Source organism: Limosilactobacillus alvi, assembly GCF_016900115.1.
GTDB classification, from domain to species: Bacteria; Bacillota; Bacilli; order Lactobacillales; family Lactobacillaceae; genus Limosilactobacillus; species Limosilactobacillus alvi.
On sequence record NZ_JACJJQ010000034.1, the window covers coordinates 1 to 21,577 of the forward strand.

General features: G+C 42.9%; 22 protein-coding genes. 8 read left to right on the forward strand and 14 right to left on the reverse strand.

Translation table 11 applies throughout. The annotated features are described in order from the left end of the window. Positions 1-289 precede the first annotated feature (289 nt). Positions 290-2,209, reverse strand: a complete 1,920-nt coding sequence (locus tag H5993_RS07105; RefSeq protein ID WP_338033139.1) for a heavy metal translocating P-type ATPase — start codon at positions 2,207-2,209, stop codon at positions 290-292. Between the two features lie 115 nt (positions 2,210-2,324). Further along, a complete protein-coding gene (locus H5993_RS07110) occupies positions 2,325-2,633 on the reverse strand; it encodes an ArsR/SmtB family transcription factor (protein ID WP_204776805.1) in 309 nt (102 codons plus the stop codon). 97 nt (positions 2,634-2,730) lie between these two features. On the opposite strand from H5993_RS07110, the gene H5993_RS07115 reads away from it, so the two are divergent. Further along, positions 2,731-3,270 (forward strand): DNA-3-methyladenine glycosylase I, encoded by a 540-nt coding sequence (locus H5993_RS07115; RefSeq protein ID WP_204776806.1) that lies wholly within the window; start codon positions 2,731-2,733, stop codon positions 3,268-3,270. A gap of 285 nt (positions 3,271-3,555) precedes the next feature. Here H5993_RS07115 and H5993_RS07120 read toward each other — a convergent pair whose 3' ends face one another. The 9 genes from H5993_RS07120 to sufC form a co-directional block, all read right to left on the reverse strand. Next, the gene (locus H5993_RS07120) at positions 3,556-4,188 is read right to left on the reverse strand and encodes an SDR family oxidoreductase (RefSeq protein WP_204776807.1); all 633 of its coding nucleotides are present in this window, start codon (positions 4,186-4,188) and stop codon (positions 3,556-3,558) included. A 106-nt stretch (positions 4,189-4,294) separates the two neighbouring features. Continuing rightward, positions 4,295-5,029, reverse strand: coding sequence for a demethylmenaquinone methyltransferase (locus H5993_RS07125; RefSeq protein ID WP_204776808.1), 735 nt, complete (start codon positions 5,027-5,029; stop codon positions 4,295-4,297). Then, on the reverse strand, positions 5,016-5,930 hold the full coding sequence (locus tag H5993_RS07130; RefSeq protein ID WP_204776809.1) for a helix-turn-helix domain-containing protein: 915 nt from the start codon (positions 5,928-5,930) through the stop codon (positions 5,016-5,018). Before H5993_RS07130 ends, H5993_RS07125 begins: the two co-directional genes overlap by 14 nt. Before the next feature lie 9 nt (positions 5,931-5,939). Then, complete coding sequence (locus H5993_RS07135) at positions 5,940-6,278, reverse strand: metal-sulfur cluster assembly factor (protein WP_204776810.1); 339 nt, start codon at positions 6,276-6,278, stop codon at positions 5,940-5,942. Between the two features lie 86 nt (positions 6,279-6,364). After that, positions 6,365-7,771 (reverse strand): Fe-S cluster assembly protein SufB, encoded by a 1,407-nt coding sequence (sufB, locus tag H5993_RS07140; protein WP_204776811.1) that lies wholly within the window; start codon positions 7,769-7,771, stop codon positions 6,365-6,367. A 4-nt stretch (positions 7,772-7,775) separates the two neighbouring features. Next, the gene (sufU, locus tag H5993_RS07145; RefSeq protein WP_204776812.1) at positions 7,776-8,228 is read right to left on the reverse strand and encodes a Fe-S cluster assembly sulfur transfer protein SufU; all 453 of its coding nucleotides are present in this window, start codon (positions 8,226-8,228) and stop codon (positions 7,776-7,778) included. Next, the gene (locus H5993_RS07150) at positions 8,206-9,450 is read right to left on the reverse strand and encodes a cysteine desulfurase (protein WP_204776813.1); all 1,245 of its coding nucleotides are present in this window, start codon (positions 9,448-9,450) and stop codon (positions 8,206-8,208) included. The genes sufU and H5993_RS07150 overlap by 23 nt, the downstream gene beginning before the upstream one ends. Next, positions 9,437-10,720, reverse strand: a complete 1,284-nt coding sequence (sufD, locus tag H5993_RS07155; RefSeq protein WP_204776814.1) for a Fe-S cluster assembly protein SufD — start codon at positions 10,718-10,720, stop codon at positions 9,437-9,439. The genes H5993_RS07150 and sufD overlap by 14 nt, the downstream gene beginning before the upstream one ends. An 11-nt stretch (positions 10,721-10,731) precedes the next feature. Next, the gene (gene sufC, locus H5993_RS07160) at positions 10,732-11,529 is read right to left on the reverse strand and encodes a Fe-S cluster assembly ATPase SufC (protein WP_204776815.1); all 798 of its coding nucleotides are present in this window, start codon (positions 11,527-11,529) and stop codon (positions 10,732-10,734) included. Positions 11,530-11,827: 298 nt separating this feature from the next. Here sufC and H5993_RS07165 point away from each other — a divergent pair, with 298 nt between their 5' ends. The 4 genes from H5993_RS07165 (at position 11,828) to H5993_RS07180 (ending at position 15,348) form a co-directional block, all read left to right on the forward strand. Next, the gene (locus tag H5993_RS07165; protein ID WP_180871436.1) at positions 11,828-12,034 is read left to right on the forward strand and encodes a FeoA family protein; all 207 of its coding nucleotides are present in this window, start codon (positions 11,828-11,830) and stop codon (positions 12,032-12,034) included. A gap of 3 nt (positions 12,035-12,037) precedes the next feature. After that, positions 12,038-14,023: a ferrous iron transport protein B gene (gene feoB, locus H5993_RS07170; RefSeq protein WP_180871435.1), complete on the forward strand. Its 1,986-nt coding sequence runs from the start codon at positions 12,038-12,040 to the stop codon at positions 14,021-14,023. Between the two features lie 23 nt (positions 14,024-14,046). Continuing rightward, complete coding sequence (locus H5993_RS07175; RefSeq protein WP_204776816.1) at positions 14,047-14,214, forward strand: FeoB-associated Cys-rich membrane protein; 168 nt, start codon at positions 14,047-14,049, stop codon at positions 14,212-14,214. A 162-nt stretch (positions 14,215-14,376) separates the two neighbouring features. Next, a complete protein-coding gene (locus H5993_RS07180; RefSeq protein WP_204776817.1) occupies positions 14,377-15,348 on the forward strand; it encodes a polyprenyl synthetase family protein in 972 nt (323 codons plus the stop codon). Between the two features lie 112 nt (positions 15,349-15,460). Here H5993_RS07180 and H5993_RS07185 read toward each other — a convergent pair whose 3' ends face one another. The 3 genes from H5993_RS07185 to H5993_RS07195 all read right to left on the reverse strand — a co-directional run bounded on the left by H5993_RS07185 (position 15,461) and on the right by H5993_RS07195 (position 18,474). Beyond that, positions 15,461-16,423 (reverse strand): ketopantoate reductase family protein, encoded by a 963-nt coding sequence (locus H5993_RS07185; protein WP_204776818.1) that lies wholly within the window; start codon positions 16,421-16,423, stop codon positions 15,461-15,463. A 63-nt stretch (positions 16,424-16,486) separates the two neighbouring features. Further along, a complete protein-coding gene (locus H5993_RS07190; RefSeq protein ID WP_204776822.1) occupies positions 16,487-17,662 on the reverse strand; it encodes a pyridoxal phosphate-dependent aminotransferase in 1,176 nt (391 codons plus the stop codon). Positions 17,663-17,691: 29 nt separating this feature from the next. After that, positions 17,692-18,474, reverse strand: coding sequence for a nitrilase-related carbon-nitrogen hydrolase (locus H5993_RS07195; protein WP_204776819.1), 783 nt, complete (start codon positions 18,472-18,474; stop codon positions 17,692-17,694). 594 nt (positions 18,475-19,068) lie between these two features. Here H5993_RS07195 and H5993_RS07200 point away from each other — a divergent pair. Genes H5993_RS07200 through H5993_RS07210 form a run of 3 tightly spaced genes read left to right on the forward strand, consistent with a single transcriptional unit; the run spans position 19,069 to position 21,384 of the window. Continuing rightward, on the forward strand, positions 19,069-19,896 hold the full coding sequence (locus H5993_RS07200; protein WP_204776820.1) for a transporter substrate-binding domain-containing protein: 828 nt from the start codon (positions 19,069-19,071) through the stop codon (positions 19,894-19,896). Between the two features lie 57 nt (positions 19,897-19,953). Continuing rightward, a complete protein-coding gene (locus H5993_RS07205) occupies positions 19,954-20,634 on the forward strand; it encodes an amino acid ABC transporter permease (RefSeq protein WP_180871430.1) in 681 nt (226 codons plus the stop codon). Positions 20,635-20,646: 12 nt separating this feature from the next. Then, entirely contained in the window at positions 20,647-21,384 is a 738-nt protein-coding gene (locus H5993_RS07210; protein ID WP_204776821.1) for an amino acid ABC transporter ATP-binding protein, read from the forward strand. The last annotated feature ends 193 nt before the right edge of the window (positions 21,385-21,577 follow it).

Consider the following 21,577-nt stretch of genomic DNA (forward strand, 5'->3'; position numbering starts at 1 on the left):
TTGACCGCGGAAAAATTCCGTGCTCAAGCCGCATAAATAATTTTTCTGTTTGAACTGTATACTTGACAGGCAATAGTGCCGTTTAAGAAATTCATCATCCGGTTTTTACTTTGGACTAGGAGTTTTTTCCCAGCCTCTCTTTTTCATCTCCGAATGTTACTCAGTAACTAAGGTCAAAAAGCACGGCCTTAGCGGATAAGTGCGAACGAAAGGTCGATTCTAATGAATCAACCTTCGTCCTTCTTATCCCAACCAGGCCGTCAAGGAGCTTTTTTCCCAACCTCTCTTGCTAAACTTTTTCAACCGCCGCTTGGGGATGGGGGGGAGTAGGTTGTTGCTTTTGAGGAATCGCTTTAGTACGAACTAAGCGTAGCGCATTCAAAACAGCGATTAGCGTCACCCCCACATCGGCAAAAACCGCTTCCCAAAGGTTTACTATCCCAAAGGCCGCTAAAGCTAAACAGCCAACTTTGATGGCAATCGCAAAAGCAATATTTTCTTGCGCGATCTGGCGGGTTTTTTGTGCTAATTTCCGAACCACTAAAATTGAACTTGGTTCGTCATTCATTAGGACAATATCAGCCGCTTCAATTGCCGCATCTGATCCTAAAGCTCCCATAGCAATCCCAAGATCGCTACCTGCCAAAACTGGTGTGTCATTTAGCCCATCCCCGACAAAGGCAACTTTTCCTTGATTAGTTTTTTGAAAACGACGAACCAGCTTTAACTTATCTTCGGGGAGTAAGTTAGCATACACTTGATCAACGCCTAGCTCAGTTGCAACAGCCTTAGCAGTTGCTTCATTATCTCCCGTTAGCATGATGGTTTGGGTAATCCCGCTTTGTTTAAGTCCACCTAATGCTTCTTTGGCACTGCTCTTTACGGTATCCGCTACCAGAATCGCCCCTTTAAATTGACCATCCCAGGCTACATAAACCACGGTTCCCGTAACGCCCGTTAGCGGAACAAAAGCTTTAACTGCTTGAGAATGCATTAACTTAGCGTTCCCAACTAATAAGACTTTTCCTTGGTATTGGGCTTTTACCCCTTGACCAACAACTTCAGTAATTTTCTTTGCTTCTTCCCTAGTATTACTTGCCTGAACCAAGGCCTTGGCAATTGGGTGGGGAGACTTCCGTTCCGCAACCGCCGCTAATTTCAAAAGTTCAGCGGAACTAATTCCTACCGGGTGAAGTTGACTAACCGTGAAGTGACCTACCGTTAGGGTTCCAGTTTTGTCAAAGACCATTATTTTAACCTGGTTTAAAACATCCAGATAATTACTTCCTTTTACCAAAACTCCTTGCTTAGAAGCCGCCCCAATGCCACTAAAGTAACTTAATGGGACAGAGATTACAAGCGCACAAGGACATGAAATCACGAGCACACTTAGGGCTCGATAAAGCCAAGTTAACCAAGCACCACCTGTTAAGAGCGGGGGTAAGATTGCGACTAAAGCAGCTAAGCCAACCACTGCTGGGGTGTAAAACCGACTAAATCGAGTAATAAAGTTTTCAACCTTAGTTTTCTTTTCACTTGCCGATTCAACTAATTTAAGAATCTTAGCCACGGTTGAATCACCATAGCGCTTAGTAACTTTAAGTTGAAGAACTCCGCTTTGATTTACCGTCCCACTTAAAATTGTTTGTCCCGGACTAACAAAAACGGGGTTGCTTTCCCCGGTTAAAGCCGCGGTGTCAAGATAGGAACTACCTTCAATAATCTTACCATCCAAGGGAACCTTTTCTCCTGGTTTGACTTGAATAACATCCCCAATTTCAACTGCTGATGGTGAAACTTGGTTGATTTTTCCATGGGCTAATACTAAATTAGCATAGTCTGGCCGAAGTTGGAGCAAGCTACTAATTGACCGTTTAGAATTTTCAACCGCCAAATCCTGAAAAAAATCACCAATTTTGTAGAATAACATGACGGCTACCGCTTCGGCAAACTCACCGATCGCAAGCGCTCCAATCGTTGCAATCGCCATCAAGAAATTCTCGTCAAACCAGTGCCCGGCCCGGATATTTTTGCCAGCGGCCACTAAAACGTCATAACCGACAACTAAGTAAGCAAATACTAAAACCCCCGCTTTGACAAACTGCGGGAATGGTACCACGACACCAACCACTAGCAATAAAATTCCCAATCCTGCCAAGATTGCTTGGCGTTTTTGATTTGTATTTAGGTTCGATAATTTTACCAACACCTTAATCTCCCCCCCGATCTTTTTTACCGCTTTCATTCATATATAAACATATGTGAATATGTTATCTATAATTTAACACTATTCATTAGTTTTATCAACAAAAAGGTGCCTAAAATTAGCCTTGGGTGGTATGGGCTTGGACTTGGCGTAAAATTGTTAAAACGTGATCGTCAGTTAATTGGTAGTGAATGTAGCGCCCATCGCGTTTACCAACAACAATCCCCGCTTGTCGAAGAATCATTAATTGATGAGACATTGCCGGTTGAGAGGTTCCTAACCGGTCGGCTAATTCATTTACCGTTAATGGGCCATGCGCTAAAATAGTGACAATCAAATACCGGGTTCGATCCCCAAAGGCTTTAAAGAAAGTTACAACCCGGTCTAACTCTTGATTTTTAGGGACTTCAAATGGGACTGATTTCATTAACTAACCGCGCCCTTTCTCAATTATTACTTACTTTATTATAGGGCAAAACAAGAAAAAATGCTTTGCGAATGCAATAAAATCAAAGGAGGAACTTATGAGTGAAGTAAACTGGTGGGAAAGCTCTCCTGAAATGACCATTTATTACGAAACCGAATGGGGCTTCCCGGAACACAATGATCAAAAATTATTTGAAATTTTAAGCCTTGAAAGTATGCAAGCGGGGCTCAGTTGGAATATCGTTTTTAAAAAGCGAGCTAATTTTCGGCAAGCTTTTTATAATTTCGAAATTAAAAAAGTTGCCGCGATGACTTCAACCGACCTTGATCGTTTAATGGGCAATCCAGGGTTAATTCGTCACCGCCAAAAATTAGCTGCGATCATTAATAACGCTCAAATGATCCAAAAATTTCAACAAGCCGGGCAAAGTTTCGATCATTTTGTTTGGCAAAGCGTTAATTTCCAAGTTATTAATCACCATCCCCAGACCATGGCTGAGGTCCCAACCGTGATTTTCGAAGCCAAACAATTAGCTAAACAACTTAAAAAGGCCGGGTTCAAATTCGTCGGTCCCACGACCTGTTACAGCTTCATGCAAGCCGCCGGTTTGGTGTGTGATAGGATAAAATTTCCCTGAGATGGTACAACAATGAATCTTTAGTTAATAAAAAGCGGCCGGGAAGAAACATGAGTTTCTTTCCGGCCGCTTTTTCATCTCTGAATGTTACTCAGTAACTAAGGTCAAAGCAGTAGCTGAATGGCAGTTGCTTCCCCAACGGTCGCACCAACCGATTCAGCCTTGCATGGGCTTACAAACGCCAAACCAGTTGGCTGGTTCGCTCCAAAGCACGACCTTAGCGGATAAGCGCGAACGAAAGGCCGATTCTAATGAATCAACCTTCGTTCTGCTTATCCCAACCTTTTAAATTTGCCCCAACGCCTCGTCAACTGGGGTTGAGCCAGCCTTCATCATTATTACTTGGTGAATGGTATTATCGTGGTCGAGACATTCAACGAGGACCTTGGCAACATCTGAAATTGGATTTTCACCAGCCGTTTCTGGATTTAATGCGATCATCCCTGTCCCCGGTTTCGTGGTCAAACTTCCTGCTTGAATAATCGTGTAATCTAACAGGGTTTCGTCCATTAGCCACCGATCAGAATAGTATTTAGCTAAATTATAATCCGTGATTTGGGCAAGACTCGGGACCTTCGTCCACATTTCTTGATCAAGCGAATAGGCCGAACTAAGTTGGATAAAGCGCTTAATACCGGCTTTTTCAGCCGCCATCATTAACTTAACTGCTCCATTAAGGTCCGTTTGTAAGAGATCTTTACCTCGTGATCCAGCAGTAAAGATAATGGCGTCACAACCAGAAATTAACTGCTGTAAGTCAGTTACTGGAGCGTGTAAATCCAAGGATACTGGTTTTGCTTGGACCGGAAGCTTCCTCAAATCCCGACCGCCCGCATAAACGGTAACCTTTCTTGCCAATAATTGTTCAACAACGGCTTGACCAACTCGACCCGTTGCTCCTGCAACAAAAACTTTCATCGTATCTCCTCCTTAAATTTTCCTAAGGCTTCAATTTCGCTAGGTAACATTATGGGTAATCCAGCTTCGTAAGGAAAGTTCCCTCGCGCTAAGCTGACTGCCTTGCTTAATACCGCCCCATTCTGGGTGCGGCCTTTTGACCTACATGAATCGCCGCCGCACCGAGGTTAAGCGGGATAACCCTAACAGCGACCATTCCAGCTTCTTCCATCATTTGCTTTAATTTACTTGCCGAAACAAACTGCATGGAAGTTTCCTTTAAGTAGGTATAGTCTTTATAACTTCCCCCGAAGGCCTTTGCCAAAACTGGAAAGGCGTTGAAATAGGCTTTCCAACCTAAACGAACAACTGGATTGGTTGGTTGCGACATTTCAATGCAAGCAAAGTAGCCACCTGGCTTGAGTACCCGTTGGGCTTCTTTTAAAACTTGGTTGGCATCTGGAACATTCCGGAGACCAAAGCCGATCGTCACAAAATCAAATTGATTAGCTTCAAATGGCAGATTCATCGCATCCCCTTGCACCAATTCTATGTCTTTTGTGAGGTCAGCCTGACGAATTTTTTCTTCCCCGCCAGCTAACATAGCTGCGTTGAAGTCTAGCCCAATCGTTCGTCCCCGTGGGCCCGCTAGTTGAGCTAACTTGATGGTTAAATCAGCAGTTCCACAACAGAGATCTAAGCTATCTGCTCCCTTAAAGACTGGAAGCTGATTAAAAAATTTTTTTCGCCATTGGCGCTGAGTCCCCAAACTAACAACGTCATTCATTAAATCATAACGACCTGCAAGCCGGGTAAACATTTGGTTAACTTCATTTTCGGAATGGTGATTAGTCAGTGTCATCTTTTTCTCCCTTAGCGGTATTTATCAACAAATCACGATAACGTTTAATCAACGCGGTCGTTTGAATAAGCACGGCATTATTTTGATTCAAGCGTGCAAAAGCCCGGGCATCAGTTAATTCTGCCATCACTAATTGTGGATTCTCCCCAACGGTTAAGGCGTTTTGGGCCCGAAGTAACTTTAAACGAGGTAAAAAGTAAGTAACGTGTTCGTGGGCACACCGCTCAATTCCTAATTTTAAGTAGTGATTACTTTCTTGGGGCTGATTTAACAAAGTATAGTACTCCCCAAGATAATACATCATTGTAAGCAATCGTGCATTATCGACGTTTCCAGGATGAGGGTCTCCTTGCTTTAATTTCACCGTCAAATATTGTTTAACCTTATGAATAAAGAACTGGGCCCGCTCCATTAAATTTTTCCGTGCATACAAGACCCCTTCTCCTAAGTATGCCAGTTGGGAAAAAATCGTCTCATGCCGTTCATCAAGTTCATCCAAAATTTGGGTAAAGGAAAAGAGTGCGACTGTATCAGCTTGATTAGTCAAGGTAGCCATTAACCCTTCTAAATAGTAGTATTGCATCTTTAATTGGGTGTTTTGCACCTGATCGATTTTAATTGGTCCTAATATTTTTTGAACCGCCCGGTAATTTTCAACCATCAACTCTTCTTCAGCCATTTCTAATTGATGGCGAAGCGAAAAGGTTGCTCGACTCCGTTCATCTAGATCATCCAAAGTTAGATCTAGGCGCTCACATAATTGCCGTAAGATCGCTAACGACGGAATCTGGCTATTATTTTCAAATTTACTGAGGGTCGACTGGGTACAAATCCCCCGTGATAATTCAACTTGTGAATAGCCCCGGGCTTTTCGCCGAGCAACAAAGTATTCAATATCCATTTTCCTCACCTAACCATGAATTCCAAGAGCGATCTTAGCATACCGACTAACCATATCGACATTCCAAGGGGGTTCAAAAGTTAAATTAATCTTACATTCTTTAACCCCATCAACGGAAAGAATTGCTCGATTAATATCATTATTTAAATAATCAGTTAAGGGGCACCCCATCGTTGTTAAGGTCATTGTAACGGTACAACTTCCTTTGGGATCAACTTCAACATCGTAAATTAACCCTAAGTTAACCAAATCAAGTCCCAATTCAGGATCAATCACTTTTTCCAAAGCCGTCATTACTTGGTTTTCAATTGGCGAAAAAGGCGCCCCCGTATTATTTTCCGCTGTCATTTTTACGCCTCCTACTAAAATGCCACAAAAGCCGTCGTTCAGGTTTGCTAACCAGAAAGACGGCTAAATCATCGTTAACCCTAATACTAGCCAATGGAGCCTTCCATTTCAAAACTAATCAGTCGGTTCAATTCAACCGCGTATTCCATTGGTAATTGCTTAGTAAATGGTTCCACAAAGCCCATGATAATCATTTCCGTTGCCTTTTCTTCAGAAATCCCACGACTCATTAAGTAGTAGAGTTGTTCTTCGGAAATCTTAGAAACCTTCGCTTCGTGTTCCATGGCCACATTATTGTTATCGATTTCGTTATATGGAATCGTATTTGATGAGGATTGGTCATCCATAATAATCGTATCGCATTCAACATGCGCTTTTGATCCATCGGAATCCTTCGTAAAACGCACCGTTCCCCGGTAATCAGTGGCCCCACCGGTCTTGGAAATTGACTTGGAAACGATTGAACTTGAAGTATTCTTGGCATTATGAATCATCCGGGCCCCAGAATCTTGGTGAATCCCGTTGGAGGCGACGGCAATTGAAAGCATGGTTCCCCGGGCACCTTCACCGTTTAAGTAAACAGATGGATACTTCATCGTAACCTTCGAACCAAGGTTACCGTCAACCCATTCCATCGTGGCGTTTTTATCGGCAGCCGCCCGCTTCGTTTCCAAACTGTAAACATTATCAGACCAATTTTGGATCGTCGTGTACCGGCAGTAAGCATCCTTTAAAACATTTACTTCAACTACCGCGGCATGTAAACTGTCAGAAGAGTAATTTGGTGCCGTACACCCTTCAACATAATCCACACTTGCTCCTTCATCTACAATGATTAAGGTCCGTTCAAATTGACCGGAATTTTCGGAGTTCAAACGGAAGTAGGATTGGATTGGCGTTTTGGTCTTAACTCCCTTTGGGACATAGATAAAGGAACCACCGGACCAAACAGCACAGTTAAGGGCCGCAAACTTATTATCTGCTGGTTGCACTAATTTTCCAAACCACTTCTTGAAAAGCGCTGGGTATTCCCGCAAGGCGGTATCGGTATCGGTAAAGATGATCCCTAGCTTTTCAAATTCATTTTTCATATTGTGGTAAACCACTTCGGATTCGTATTGGGCGGAAGAACCGGCTAAGTACTTCCGTTCGGCTTCTGGAACCCCTAACCGATCGAAGGTCTTTTTTAAATCAGCTGGTACATCGTCCCAATCCCGATACTTCTTATCGGTCATCTTTTGGTAGTACAACATGTTGTCCAAGTCAAGTTCTGACAAATCAGGGCCGAACTTTGGCATTGGTAACTTCTTGTAAATTTCGTAAGCCTTCAAACGATAGTCAAGCATCCACTTTGGTTCGTGCTTTTCAGCTGAAATAGCCCGGACGATATCTTCGGTTAACCCCCGCCCGGTTGAGAAGGCTGGTTGAATGTCATCGTGGAACCCAAATTCGTAATCGTCTTTATTTTTTAAAAGTTCATTTGCATCTGTCATTGGCTTAATCCTCATCACTTTCTTGTAAGAGTGCCCGTTGCAATGCCCACCAAGCGAGGGTTGCACACTTAATTCGGGCTGGGAATTCCATAATACTCGTTAAAATTTGGGCATCCCCTAGTTCTTTTAGATCCGCTTCTGAATGTTTTTTACCAATTGCCATATCCGAAAAAGTTTTAGCCATTTTAAGGGCTTCTTCCTTGGTCTTTCCTTTAACAGCTTCCGTCATCATTGATGCGGAAGCTTGACTGATCGTACATCCTTCTCCGGTATAAGCAACTTCCTTGATCTTATCAGTATCATCAAGGTTAATTTGGAGATTAATAACGTCCCCACAAGTTGGATTATTTAAAGTAATTTGATGGGAGGCGGACGCTAGCTTTCCCTTATTATGGGGATTTTGGGCGTGGTCTAAGATGACTTCCCGATATAAACTATTTAGTTTCTCCAGTCCCAATTCTAAAGAACTCCTTTGCTTTCTTAATCGCGGTCACTAAAGCATTGACATCCGCCTCAGTATTGTAAAGATAGAAACTGGCTCGTGCCGTGGCAGTAACCTGAAGGTATTCCATTAATGGTTGTGCGCAATGGTGTCCCGCCCGCACTGCAATGCCTTCCATATCAAGGGCGGTTGCTAAATCATGCGGATGGAGGCCAGTCAAATTAAAAGCAACCACCCCTGTATGCTTTGCGGGATCATGTGGTCCATAAACCGTTAATTGGTCAATTGATAGTAATTGGGGAAGTAATTTCTGAACTAAAGCTTGTTCATGTGCCGCAATTTGCGTCATTCCGATTTGATTGAGGTAATCAATCGCAGCGGCAAGCCCCACCGCTCCAGCAATGTTTTGGGTTCCAGCTTCAAACTTATAGGGAATTGGAGCCCAGGTACTAGCTTGTTGATGAACTTCACCAATCATTTCGCCCCCGTATTGGTATGGGGGCATTGTTGCTAGCAGATCGGCTTTCCCATAAAGCACCCCAATTCCAGTTGGCGACATCATCTTATGGCCAGAAAAAGCATAGAAATCCACATCAAGTGCTTGAACATCAACCGGCATGTGCGCAACAGCTTGCGCCCCGTCAACTACAATCACTGCTCCATGTTGGTGGGTAATTTGAGCTAATTCCTTAATTGGATTAACCGTGCCTAAAACGTTCGTGGCATGGGCAATCGCCACTAACTTAGTTTGGTCGGTAATTTGTTGTTTGGCATCCGCCAAATCCAACTCGCCATCATCAGTTAAGCCAATATACTTAAGGATCGCTCCCTTTTGCTTAGCTAATTGTTGCCAAGGAATCAGATTACTATGGTGTTCAGCAATAGAAATTACGATTTCGTCACCGGCTTGGATGTTAGCTTGCCCATAGGTAGCTGCCACAAGGTTAAGGGCATCGGTACAGCCCTTAGTAAAGATAATTTCTTCTGGTTTGGCCGCATTAATAAACTTTTGCACCGTCACCCGGGCCGCTTCATAATCAGCGGTTGCCCGTTCAGCTAAAGTATGCACTCCCCGGTGAACATTTGCATTATCCGTTTGGTAAAACTTCATTACCCGGTTAAGCACAGGTGTTGGTCGTTGCGCAGTAGCCGCGCTATCTAAGTAAACTAACTTTTCCCCGTTGACCGTTTGATCCAAGATGGGAAAGTCCGTCCGGTATTGTTTAAAGTTGGCCATCGGTAAGCTTCCTTTCCAAAATTTCAATTAGCTTTTCCCGAACTTCCTTTTCTGGAATTACTGAAATAACGGAGCTAAGGAAGCCCCGAATAACCAAGTGGGCTGCTTGTGGTTTTGGGATTCCGCGACTCATCAAGTAGTTCATTTGGACCGGGTTAACTGGACCAACACTAGCAGCGTGGCCGGCAATTACGTCATTTTCATCAATTAGCAAAATTGGGTTCGCATCCCCACGACATTCTGGGGACATCATCAAGACCCGGTTTTGTTGTTCCGCATTGGCATCATGAGCCCCATGAATGATTTCACCAATTCCGTTGAAGACTAAGTGTGATTTCCCCAGAAGAACCCCCCGTTGGTTGATGTTCCCGGTAGTATGTTCACCATGGTGGGTAACCCGGTTATTGATCCCAACATGTTGGTCACCAGTCGTAACCGCGATTAGCTTGGAATCACCCTCACCACCAACGCCAATTAATTCGGAGTCCATGTCACCAACCGTATTACCACCATTCATTAAACCTACGGCCCATTCGACCTTGGCATCCCGGCCAATATTGGCCCGCCGCTTAAAGTAGGTAACCGTTCGCTCGCCTAATTCATCTAAAGATGAAAAGGAAACATGACTTCCTTGGCGGGCATCAATTTCAACCATTAAGCTGGCAGGATTAGCCTCTTCTCCACGAGTAGTTGTGTGTTGCAAGACGCTAACTTCACTATTATCATCGGCAATAATTAACAAATGTGAATTAAGCGGTTGGTTAGCCTGGGTACTGTCTTGGATCAAATTAATTTCAACCGGGGCCGTAATTTTGACCCCTTTTGGAACATAGAGGAAAACCCCTGCATTTAAGTATGCTAAGTGGTAAGCCGTTAACTTATTTTCTTCCGGCTTAACAATTGGCTGCATTAAATTGGCCTCGACTAATTTGGGATCCTTCTTCATGGCTTCAAAAAGATCCATCAAGATAACTCCTTGATCAACCAAGGCTTGGGGAAGATGAGTTTCAATTGTTGTTTGACCAAATTGAACAAAACGGATTTGATCATCAGCAACTGGTTCTAAATCTGGTGTCGCCGTTTCAACCCAGTTTAGTTCTGGTTGGCGGTCAAAGAGAGGCCAGGTGCTAAAGTTAAACTTTTGCATCCGGGGCATTTTTGCCACCGCAAATGAATCAAAAGCCGCTAGGCGGCGGGCCGTAAACTCAGTACTTTCGCCATGGGCGGCACTCGCCGCTTGCAATTGGTTTCGTGCAAGATCTTTATCCATGCTTTTGCCCCCTAGTCCTTATCGTCAACCAACTTAATATCAAGGCCTAATTCGTCTCGTAAGCCAGCGTAACCTTCTTTTTCAAGCTTCAAGGCTAAGTCAGGACCACCAGTCTTAACAATCCGGCCCCCCATCATAACGTGAACCGTGTCAGGAACAATGTAGTTCAAAAGTCGTTGGTAGTGGGTAATAATTAAAGAGCCAAAGCCTTGACCCCGCATGGAGTTAACTCCCTTAGCAACCACTTTCAAAGCATCGATATCTAATCCCGAATCGATTTCGTCCAAGATTGCAAAGGTTGGCTCGATCATCAATAGTTGTAAGATTTCATTTCGCTTCTTTTCCCCACCGGAAAAGCCTTCGTTTAAGTAACGTTCTGTCATGGATTCGCTCATATCCAACAATTCAAGATTCTTATCCAGTTTCTTGATAAAGTCCATCACAGAAATTTGATCGTCCTTTGGGCGACGGGCATTAATGGCTGCTCGGAGGAATTCAGCATTAGTAACCCCTTGGATTTCAGCTGGGTATTGCATGGCTAAGAACAAGCCCCGCCGCGCCCGTTCATCAACTGGCATATTAAGAATACTTTCCCCATCAAGTAAAATATCTCCTTGGGTAACTTCATAGCCAGCTTGTCCCATAATTGTTTGTGAAAGGGTAGACTTACCCGTCCCGTTTGGACCCATAATGGCATGGATTTCACCGGTTTGCATCTTTAAGTTAACTCCGGTCAAAATTTCCTTTTGCTGCTTGGTTTCTTCGTCCGTAACCGCGACGTGTAGATCTTTAATTTCAAGCGTTGCCATGTTTAAATTCCTCCGCATCATGTTTAATATTCCAATTCTTTTTTTGAAAACGTTATATCTCTATTATAATCACTTTTTTGGAAATTAAACTTAGGAATTTTCCTAATTCTAAAAAACCGGTTACAGTGGCATTCTAATGGTGTACTATAATGATAATATATTCATCGATATTCTAATTTGGAATATCAAATATTTTTAAAAACTTGTAAACCTTATTCTTAGTGATCTAAATCATTCGTGATCTTTTCACAAGATGATTGCTCATCACCAATTAAAATATGGATTAGGAGGCATCAAAATGAAAAAAGCAACTAGTTTTACTCTGCATCATTTTGACAAAGTTAATAAAGAAACTTTTACTCGCTTACACAACTTAGGCCTTTATGATGGAGAAACTATCCGCCTAATTCAACGTTATCCTTTTCATGGTCCAGTAATTATCGAAAACAACCACCAGCGAATTGCCTTACGCTATCAAGTTTTTGCCACGTTAACTGGAGAATGATAAATGGAAATTGCACTAATTGGAAATCCAAATACCGGAAAAACGACCCTTTTCAACAGTCTGACCAATAATTATGCAACGACGGGGAACTGGACGGGAGTAACCGTAGCCCAAAAGATTGGTAAATTAAAGCACGCTACTGCTAAGGTCATTGACTTACCCGGGGTCTATTCCTTAACACCCTTAACTAAGGATGAAGAAGTCGTTACCCTTTATTTACTTGACCATCAACCAGACTTAATTTTAAACGTTACTAATGCCAGTCAACTAAAACGAAATCTTTTATTAACCTTAGAAGTACGGGAATTTGGGCAACCAATGATCCTAAACCTCAATATGATTGACGACCTTAAGCGTCAAGGGCAAGCTTATGATTTCACCACTTTGAGTCATCTCCTGGGCTGTCCGGTGATGGCAACCAACGCGCGGAATCAAGATGGGGTTAAAGAACTGGATCACGCCCTACAAAATGAGCCAGCTCCTTTAGCACCACTAGACCTTGACTATCCACCAATGGTTAAACAGGCAATTCGGCAAGCAACGGAGGCTTTAGTGGAAAAGTACGAATTACCTGCCAGCACAGCGCGCTGGTTAACTATCCAATATATGAACCAAAATAAGGTTGTTCGCCGGGCAGTTGCTTTTAGAAATTTACAACCCCTCCTTAAGATGCGGGCTTACTATGACGCTCAACATTTTGAAGAAAAGATCTTCAATACCCGGCTTGATTTCATTGAAACCATCCTGGCAAGTGCAAAGAAAAACCTTGGTGATCAAAAACCAAAGGAATTTTCAAATAAAGTTGATAAAATCATTACCAACCCGATCTTAGGTTTGCCAATCTTTGCCTTAATCTTTTTATTAATCTTTGAATTATCCTTTGATTGGATTGGGACTCCCCTTTCAGATGCCTTGGATAGCTTTATATCTGGTCCCGTATCAACGACGGTTAGCCACTGGCTGATCGTAGCGGGAGCCCTCCCACCACTTCGCTCGTTAGTCGTTAACGGAATTATCGCTGGGGTTGGTGGGGTCTTAGTCTTCGTCCCCCAAATCGTTGTTTTATTTGCCTGTATTTCAATCCTTGAAGATTCTGGCTATATGGCAAGAGCAGCGCTAGTTACTGATCGGATTATGCAAACAATTGGGCTAAATGGAAAGTCCTTCATCCCTTTGATCATTGGTTTTGGCTGTAATGTCACCGGGATCATGGCCGCCCGGACCATCGAACAACCAAAAGAGCGCCTCGTTACTACTTTGATTTCCCCCTTCATGTCCTGTTCGGCCCGACTCCCGATCTATAGCTTAGTCGTCGCCGCCTTTTTCCCCAAACATCAAGCCTTAGTTGTCTTGTCAATTTACTTTTTGGGGATTGTGGTGGCCTTAGCAGTTGCCAAAGGCTATCAACTTTTCTTCCATACGACTGATAGTTCCGTTTTTATCGTAGAACTCCCTGAATATCACTTACCGCGGTTTGATGTTATTTGGCAGGGAACCTGGGATAAGAGTAAGGGCTTTATTCGGAAAGCGGGAACCGTGATTTTTGCAGGTTCAGTTTTAATTTGGTTAATGTCTTCCTTTGGGGTCAGTGGCTTCGTGACTGATCCAACCAAGAGTTTTGCGGCTAACTTAGGCCAAGGCTTGGCCCCAATCTTGGCACCACTAGGAATCACTCACTGGCAAGTCATTTCCGCCCTCTTTACTGGGGTCCTAGCAAAAGAAGTCATTACTTCCAGTATGATGGTCATGTTCCACGCCACCAACCAAGCGGCTTTAATTGGGGCCCTTGGTACCTACATGACACCGGTCGCGGCTTATGCTCTGCTGGCCTTTATCTTGCTTTATTCACCATGCTTTGCTACGCTAGGAACGATTAAACAAGAAACCGGCTCAACGAAATGGATGCTTTGGTCATTGGCTTTAAGTCTAATGATTGCCTACGTTGTTGCCGCTGTTATCTATCTTGGAGGAACTTTGATTTTCGGTTAAATTAATTTGAAAGGAGTACATTCATGGCAGTCTTCGTAAATACCATTATTATTTTGGCAATTATCAGCCTCGCTGCTTGGCAACTTGTTAAGGTCTTTAAGCGAGCCAAAAAGGGGAAATGTGCCGCTTGCGATTATGATTGTGTTTTAAAAAAACAAGTTTATTCACGGCACAATTCTGCTAAAATATAAGATAGTAAAGTTTGAAAATGGAAAGGGTGAGAAAAATCTCGTCGGTTTCTCACCCTTCTTCTTTATCAAATTTCACACTGTAATTCCGGGAAAAAGCTTAAGCTGATAATTCTAATGTGTCAGTAAAAACTTATTTCCAACTACTTACATAGGGGACTTCTCATGCAACAAGCCTATTTTCGTTATTATCCGCAACTAAAACCCAGCCTAACACTAGTAAGCCAATTAATTGACCAACGGCTGATCGTTCGTTACCAGCAGCTTGAACCCGCCCTAAAACAAATGGCAAGCCATGGCGGGAAATTCTTACGGCCCGCCTTCTTCCTGCTATTTGCTGGTCTTCATGAAACTGAGATTAGCGAAAAACAGGTCAAGGCTGCTGCATCAATCGAAATTTTACACATGGCAACCTTGATTCACGATGATATTATCGACGATTCACCTAAGCGGCGGGGGCAAGCTAGCATCCAAGCCGCCTTTGGCAAGGACGTTGCAGTTTATTCAGGGGACTATCTCTTTACCGTCTTCTTTGACCTTATTACTGAAACGATGGCCAATAGCCGATTTTTAACGATTAACGCCCGGATCATGAGACGAATTCTTAACGGTGAACTTGGCCAAATGGGTGACCGGTTTAAACTTGACCAAACCATCCTAAGTTATCTGCGAAACGTTAACGGTAAGACAGCAGCCCTCTTTAGCCTCGCTGCTGAAGAAGGAGCTGCTTTGGGAGGGGCAAACAAGCAAGAAATTCAACTGGCAAAACGGATCGGCCAAAACATTGGAATTGCCTTTCAAATTCTCGATGATATTTTGGATTACAATGGCCATCATTTAAACAAACCAGTGCTGAAAGACCTCGCGACGGGGGTCTATTCCCTCCCCCTCCTCTTAGTTTTACCAACTCATCAAGCTGAATTAGCTCCGTTGCTAAAAAAAGGTAAAGATATGACCCCCAAGGACATGCAAGCCGTCCAAAAGCTAGTCGTTAACTTCGGTGGGGTTCAAGCAGCTCAACAATTAGCTGGTAAGTTTACCGCAAAGGCCGAACAAGAAATTGCCCAATTGCCAGCTAGTCCTGCCCAAACGGCGTTGAAAAAAATTGTTGAACAGTTACTGAAACGAACGATTTAAAAAATTTAAGAAAAAAGGTAAGGATTTTCTTAGCATAATGCCTTGATTTTCCTTACCTTTTTTATGTTCACTAAAACAGAATTTAATTTAATGGAAGCGTGCCCTCTTCCGTTTACTTCCGATACTTCCGGGTGTTTTCGGCTAAGTGAACCAATCCCCGCAGGAAGTCATGCGTACTTGCTTCATAATCATATTTTTTACCGAGATCATAGATGTAACCATTAATGTAGTCAACTTCAGTTGGCCGGTCCTTGCTCATATCTTGATACATGGAAGGATAGTGTAAGGGATTAGAAACCGCGCTGACGTAGCGAACTGTTTCCCATTCTTCTTCCCGTGTTGAAAGTAATTGCACTCCGGCTCGTTCAGCGACATCAAAGGCTTCATTAATTAATTGCTTACTGAGCCGTTCGGCCCCGTTATAATCAATAAATTGTCCCATTTGGATTTCAAAAAGAGTACATAAAGTGTTGATGACGGAGTTAAAGACCACCTTGGTAAAAAGCGTCCCTTCACAGTTATGGTTTAGATGGGGATTAATGTTAGCGGCGGTAAAGTCAGTAACTACTTGGTCCAACCATTCCGCATCTTGGTTATTTTGGGCCGCTAGATTAATTGAACCAGCGCCAACTTTCCCAATAAAGTCAACATCCCCCGCTTGATTGAGCACCGTTCCAATCAAACAAGTTCCGGCCGCAACTCGCTCTTTGGGGAAGTATTGATTAATCTTTTCGAGATGCCCCATCCCGTTCATTCCCGTAAAAACATATTGTGTCTTCGGATCGAAAGCATGGGCCGTCCGGTCAAGTAAGTCTTGGAGCGTCATTTGTTTAGCGAAGACAATCCAAACATCGGGGGTTCCTTGATATTCTTCCGGACTAAAAATCTTGACTGGAACGAGGTGTTTATTTTCATGATCCCGTGAAACGAAGACGCCACCTTGTTCTTTGATGGTATCAACTTGCGGCGCCCAATTATCAACAAATTCAACTTCAGCGCCGGCAACTTCTTGAAGTAAAACCCCAAACCGAAGTCCCATTGCCCCTGCGCCTAAAACAGTATACTTTAACGTCATATGTATGTACCTCCTTATGTTCACCGGTAAATCCCAACCAACCACCCAAATTTAGCAATTTAATTAAAACAAATTCAGCTTGCCAACTCGTTGGACCGCTTCAACTAAGCGTTCTGGGGAAATTAAAAGTCCGATCCGAACATAACCTTCCCCGTATTTACCAAAGCCCCGCCCAGGAGCAACCGCCACGGCGACCTTCTCTAATAATAAATCAGCAAAGGCTTCGCTTGTCATCCCGGTTGGGGTCTTCATCCAAGCGTAGAAGGTCCCTTTAGGAACGAATCCTTGCCAACCAATTTGCTTAGCGGCACCCAAGAAGGCATCACGGCGACTCTGGTAACGGTCGACTAACTTTTGAATTTCACCATCTCTCTCGGGGGCTTTTAAGGCATCGATGGCCGCATATTGAAGGGCGGGAAAGAGGCTCACGAAGAGATGATCTTGAATTAAATTGAGGGCTTCAATAATGTCAGCATTACCGACTGCAAAGGCAATCCGCCAACCTGCCATATTGAAGGTCTTGGAATAGGTATAAAATTCAATTCCAACTTCCTTAGCCCCGGGAACTTCCATAAAGCTAGTTGGTTTCTCATCATCGTAGCCCAACGCCCCATATGCAAAATCAGAGATAATCCCGACATGATATTTTCGCGCCCAAGCAACTAATTCAGTATAAAATTCCTTGGTTGCAACCGCTCCCGTGGGATTATTCGGGTAATTAAGGTAGAAAAACTTTGCCTGTTTAGCATCGGCTTCTGGAATTGAAGCGAGGTCAGGAAGAAAGCCATTTTCCGCCTTGAGAGGCACGGTTTTAAATTCAACTTGTCCGAGGGCTGCTCCAGAAAGATAATCCGGATAACCCGGATCAGGAAGTAAGAATAGGTCACCAGGATTCATCAAAGCCCACGGCAACTCCACCAAGCCAATCTTAGAACCGCCTAAAATGGCAACTTCCTTTTCCGGATCAAAACTTGCCCCATATTGTTCATGGTAAAAATCGGCTGCCGCTTGTTTGAAAGCCGGTAAACCACGAAAGAGGGAATACTTGTGAGTTTGCGGATCAGCCACCCACTTTTGGGTACTTTTAACAATATATTCCGGAGTTGGTTGGTCAGGGTTCCCCTGGCCCAAATTAATCACGTCCGCTCCAGTTGCAATTTTGGCATTAACCTTTGCAACTAAATTGGCAAAAAATTGTTTTGGTAGCTGATTTAGTAGTTCAGATTGTGGAAATTCCATGTAATCACTCTTTCCTATCATAATTTACCCTACCGGTATAATTCCGGCCGGCGATCGTTTTGAATATCAAATAGTTGCTTAGCTTCCTGAACTGCAGTTTGATCAATTTCAACGATAGTAATCCCCGCTTGTTCATCAGCGTTAGCAAGTACTTCCCCACTTGGGGCAACTGCCATTGAATGGCCATTAAAGTGGTTATTGGGGTCATCCCCGACCCGGTTAACTCCAATCACAAAGGCTTGGTTTTCAATCGCCCGGGCCTTCAACAGCGCTTCCCACTGTTCAATCCGTGAAGTTGGCCATTCAGCAGGGAGAAAGTAAACATTAACTCCCTTGGTTCCAGCAGTCCGCCACCATTCCGGGAACCGTAAATCATAACAAATTAAACTTGCACTTTTTAGATTGGCAATTTCATAATTAGCTGGCTGATTTCCGGCCGCTACATATTGATCTTCTTGCATGGGGCCAAAGCGATGAGCCTTATCATATTCCGCAATAACCTTACCAGTCTGATCAAAAGTATAGGTCGTGTTATAAAAGCGCCCGTCCTTTAAGGTCGCAACTGAACCAGCTACGACATTCAACGATAATTGCTTGGCTAGCTGCCCGACAAGGGTCTTGGTCCGGCGGCCGTCCCGGTCAGCGATTGATGGCAAATTTTCAAGATCATAACCGGTATTCCACATTTCGGGAAACACCACCACTTCAGCCCCTAGATCCTTAGCCTGTTCTAAGGCCTCGCCAACCCGACTGAAATTTTTAGCGGGATTACCAAATTCAATGTCCATTTGCACCATTGCTACCTTAACCACGGTTGCCTCCTTGTAGCGATTGCTACTTCCTTTACTAGTAATTAAATTCTATGGTTGAATTCTAATTTAATTCTCATATAATGTCAACGGAATTTGTCGCCATTTTTGAACGTTTAGAATAAATAATTGTCATTTAGTTAATTTAATAAGGTTTTAAAAGTTAACAACTAACGTAGATGATTTTTTAACACGGCTAATCCCGAACTTTACTTCAAATTAACCTTTTTAATTCCAACTCAAATTAATAACTATGCGTACCAACCGTTAAATAAATATAATACATTATATGCATTTTGATTCACGCTTTTCTTTAAAATGTTAACTTTTATAAAGAATATACAACTATTTATTCACGGTATTGATTAATTAAGAAAAAAACAATCTTTTTAGCTTTACTTTTTATGGATAATAATGCAAAATGAATGACAATCTCGAAATAATTTATGTAAAAAATATTCAGAAAACAAATTTAGGAGGCACTATGGAAAACTCAGTAATTCTTCAGCTTCCCCTGTTTATAGTTAAGGTTGATCGACGACGTATTTTCGTATAATTATCAAACTTAATCACTAAAACCTAGGGAGGAACTTAATCATGAAAATTAAAACTCTTAAAAAATTACTTGGCTTCGCCACGGTCGCACTCTTAGGCGGATTAGTTTTAACTGGTTGTGGGAAGTCAAACGCTGATAACAGCTTAAAGAACATCCAAAATAAGAAAGAGTTAGTCGTGGGGACTTCCGCTGACTATCCACCGTTTGAATTTCAAATTGTCAAAAATGGCCACAAGCAAATTGTCGGGTATGACTTAATGGTTGCCCAAGCGGTTGCTAAAGACATGGGTGTGAAGTTAAAAGTGGTTAACACTGAATTTCCATCCTTAATTTCAGAATTGCAAGATAAGAAGGTTGATATCGTCATGGCTGGGATGGTTTCCACCCCCCAACGGAAAAAGGCGGTCGATTTCTCGAAGTCTTACTACACTGTTAAGAACGTACTCTTAGTTAAAAAAGCTGACGCTGATAAGTACAATACCGCTGCTAGCTTAAAAGGCAAGTCAATTGGGGCACAACAATCAACGACCCAAGAAACAATTGCCAAGAAACAACTTTCAGCAGCTAATTTGGTTACCGAAGCTAACTTCACTAGTTTAACCAGTGAGCTTAAAAACGGGACCCTTACAGGAGTTGTTACGGAAACGGAAATTGCTGATAACCTAGTCAGCACGTATCCTGACAAGTATGCGGTGGCTAAAGTACCATTAACTACCCCCAAGGAGGATGCCCAAATTAATATTGCTATGCAAAAGAATAGTCCCGCTTTGAAGAAGCAAATCAACAAGACCATTACGAAGTTACAAAAGAACGGCCAACTTGATAAGATGTTTAAAAAGGCCCAACAGCTACAACTAGAATACAAGTAAATTCCCGGCTTTTCTGGGGGCAACCTAGAAAAGCTTTTTATATCGAAAGGAATCACTATGGAATTACTAAAATATTATCCAATGTTTTTACAGGGGACGGCCCTCACCATCATCATTACCATTATCGGAAGTATCTTCGGGATTATCCTGGGATTAATTTTCGTGATGATGCGGCTTTCAAAAGTTAAAGCCATTTCGGCAATTGGTCGGACCTACATCGCAATCGTGCGGGGAACACCTTCAATGATTCAAGTAATGTTAATTTATTACACTTTGGCCAAAACAATGGACTTACCAACAATTCAATTCTTAGGTTCATCTCTTGACCGGATCATCCCCGGGTCAATTGCCCTCGGGATTAATTCTGGGGCCTATGTCGCGGAAATTTTCCGGGCTGGTATTACAGCGGTTCCGGTTGGCCAAACTGAAGCCGGGATTTCCCTTGGCTTGTCAGATCGGACAACGATGACTTCAATTATTCTCCCCCAAGCTTTTCGGAACATTTTGCCCGCCTTGGGGAATGAATTTATCACCTTGGTTAAGGAATCATCCGTCCTCTTCTATATTGGGGTTCAAGAAGTTACCGCCCAAGCGCTTAGTGTCGGCGGAACCCTATACAACTTCATCCCACCGCTATTAGTATCAGCGGTCATCTACTTTATCTTGACCTTTGCCCTTTCCCAAGTTTTCGGGCAAATCGAAAAGCAAATTAATAAGAAGTACGCCCACTTAGGTTAGGGAGGGAAACATATGAGTAACGTAATTGAAGTTAAGAATTTACACAAGGCGTTTGGTAAAAACACCGTTCTTAAGGATATTAATTTTACCGTCGCTAAAGGTGAAAAAGTCGTTTTAATTGGTCCATCTGGTGGCGGTAAAAGTACCCTCTTGCGGTGTTTAATCCGGCTTGAAGAAAACTATACCGGTGAAGTTACCTTTGAAGGTAAAAACGTTAATCAAGCCAATAAAGACCAACTCCAAACTCTCCGGCAAAAAATGGGCTTTGTTTTCCAACAATTTAACCTTTTCCCTCACATGACCGTTTTACAAAATATTACTTTTGCGCCGCTAAAGTTAAAAATTGACGAACCTGATAAAATTGAAGCTCATGCCGTGGAATTACTTGATCAAGTGGGACTGGCAAATAAAGCCCAAGCTTACCCCCAATCTCTTTCTGGCGGTCAACAACAACGGGTGGCCATCGCCCGGGCCTTAGCGATGAAACCAGAAGTAATGCTCTTTGACGAGCCAACTTCCGCGTTAGATCCTGAAATGGTCAATGATGTGTTAAACGTTATGAAGCAACTTGCTGCTGACGGAATGACGATGATTATTGTGACTCACGAAATGTCTTTTGCAAAGGACGTTGCCGACAAAGTTCTCTTTATGGATAAGGGTAAAATTGCCGACCAAGGTAGTTCGGATTATATTTTCCACGAAACGACTAATCCCCGGACCAAGGAATTCTTGGCCAAACTTATGGGGTAAACATTCTAAACGCCCCAAGTCGCTGGGGAAGATTCAAAGGAGAGAGAGGGTGGGAATTAACTATTAATTTTTGCCCCTCTAACATTAAAATCCGGACTATAATTTTTGCCTTGGGCACTATTGCCTGTCAAGTATACAGTTCAAACAGAAAAATTATTTATGCGGCTTGAGCACGGAATTTTTCCGCGGTCAA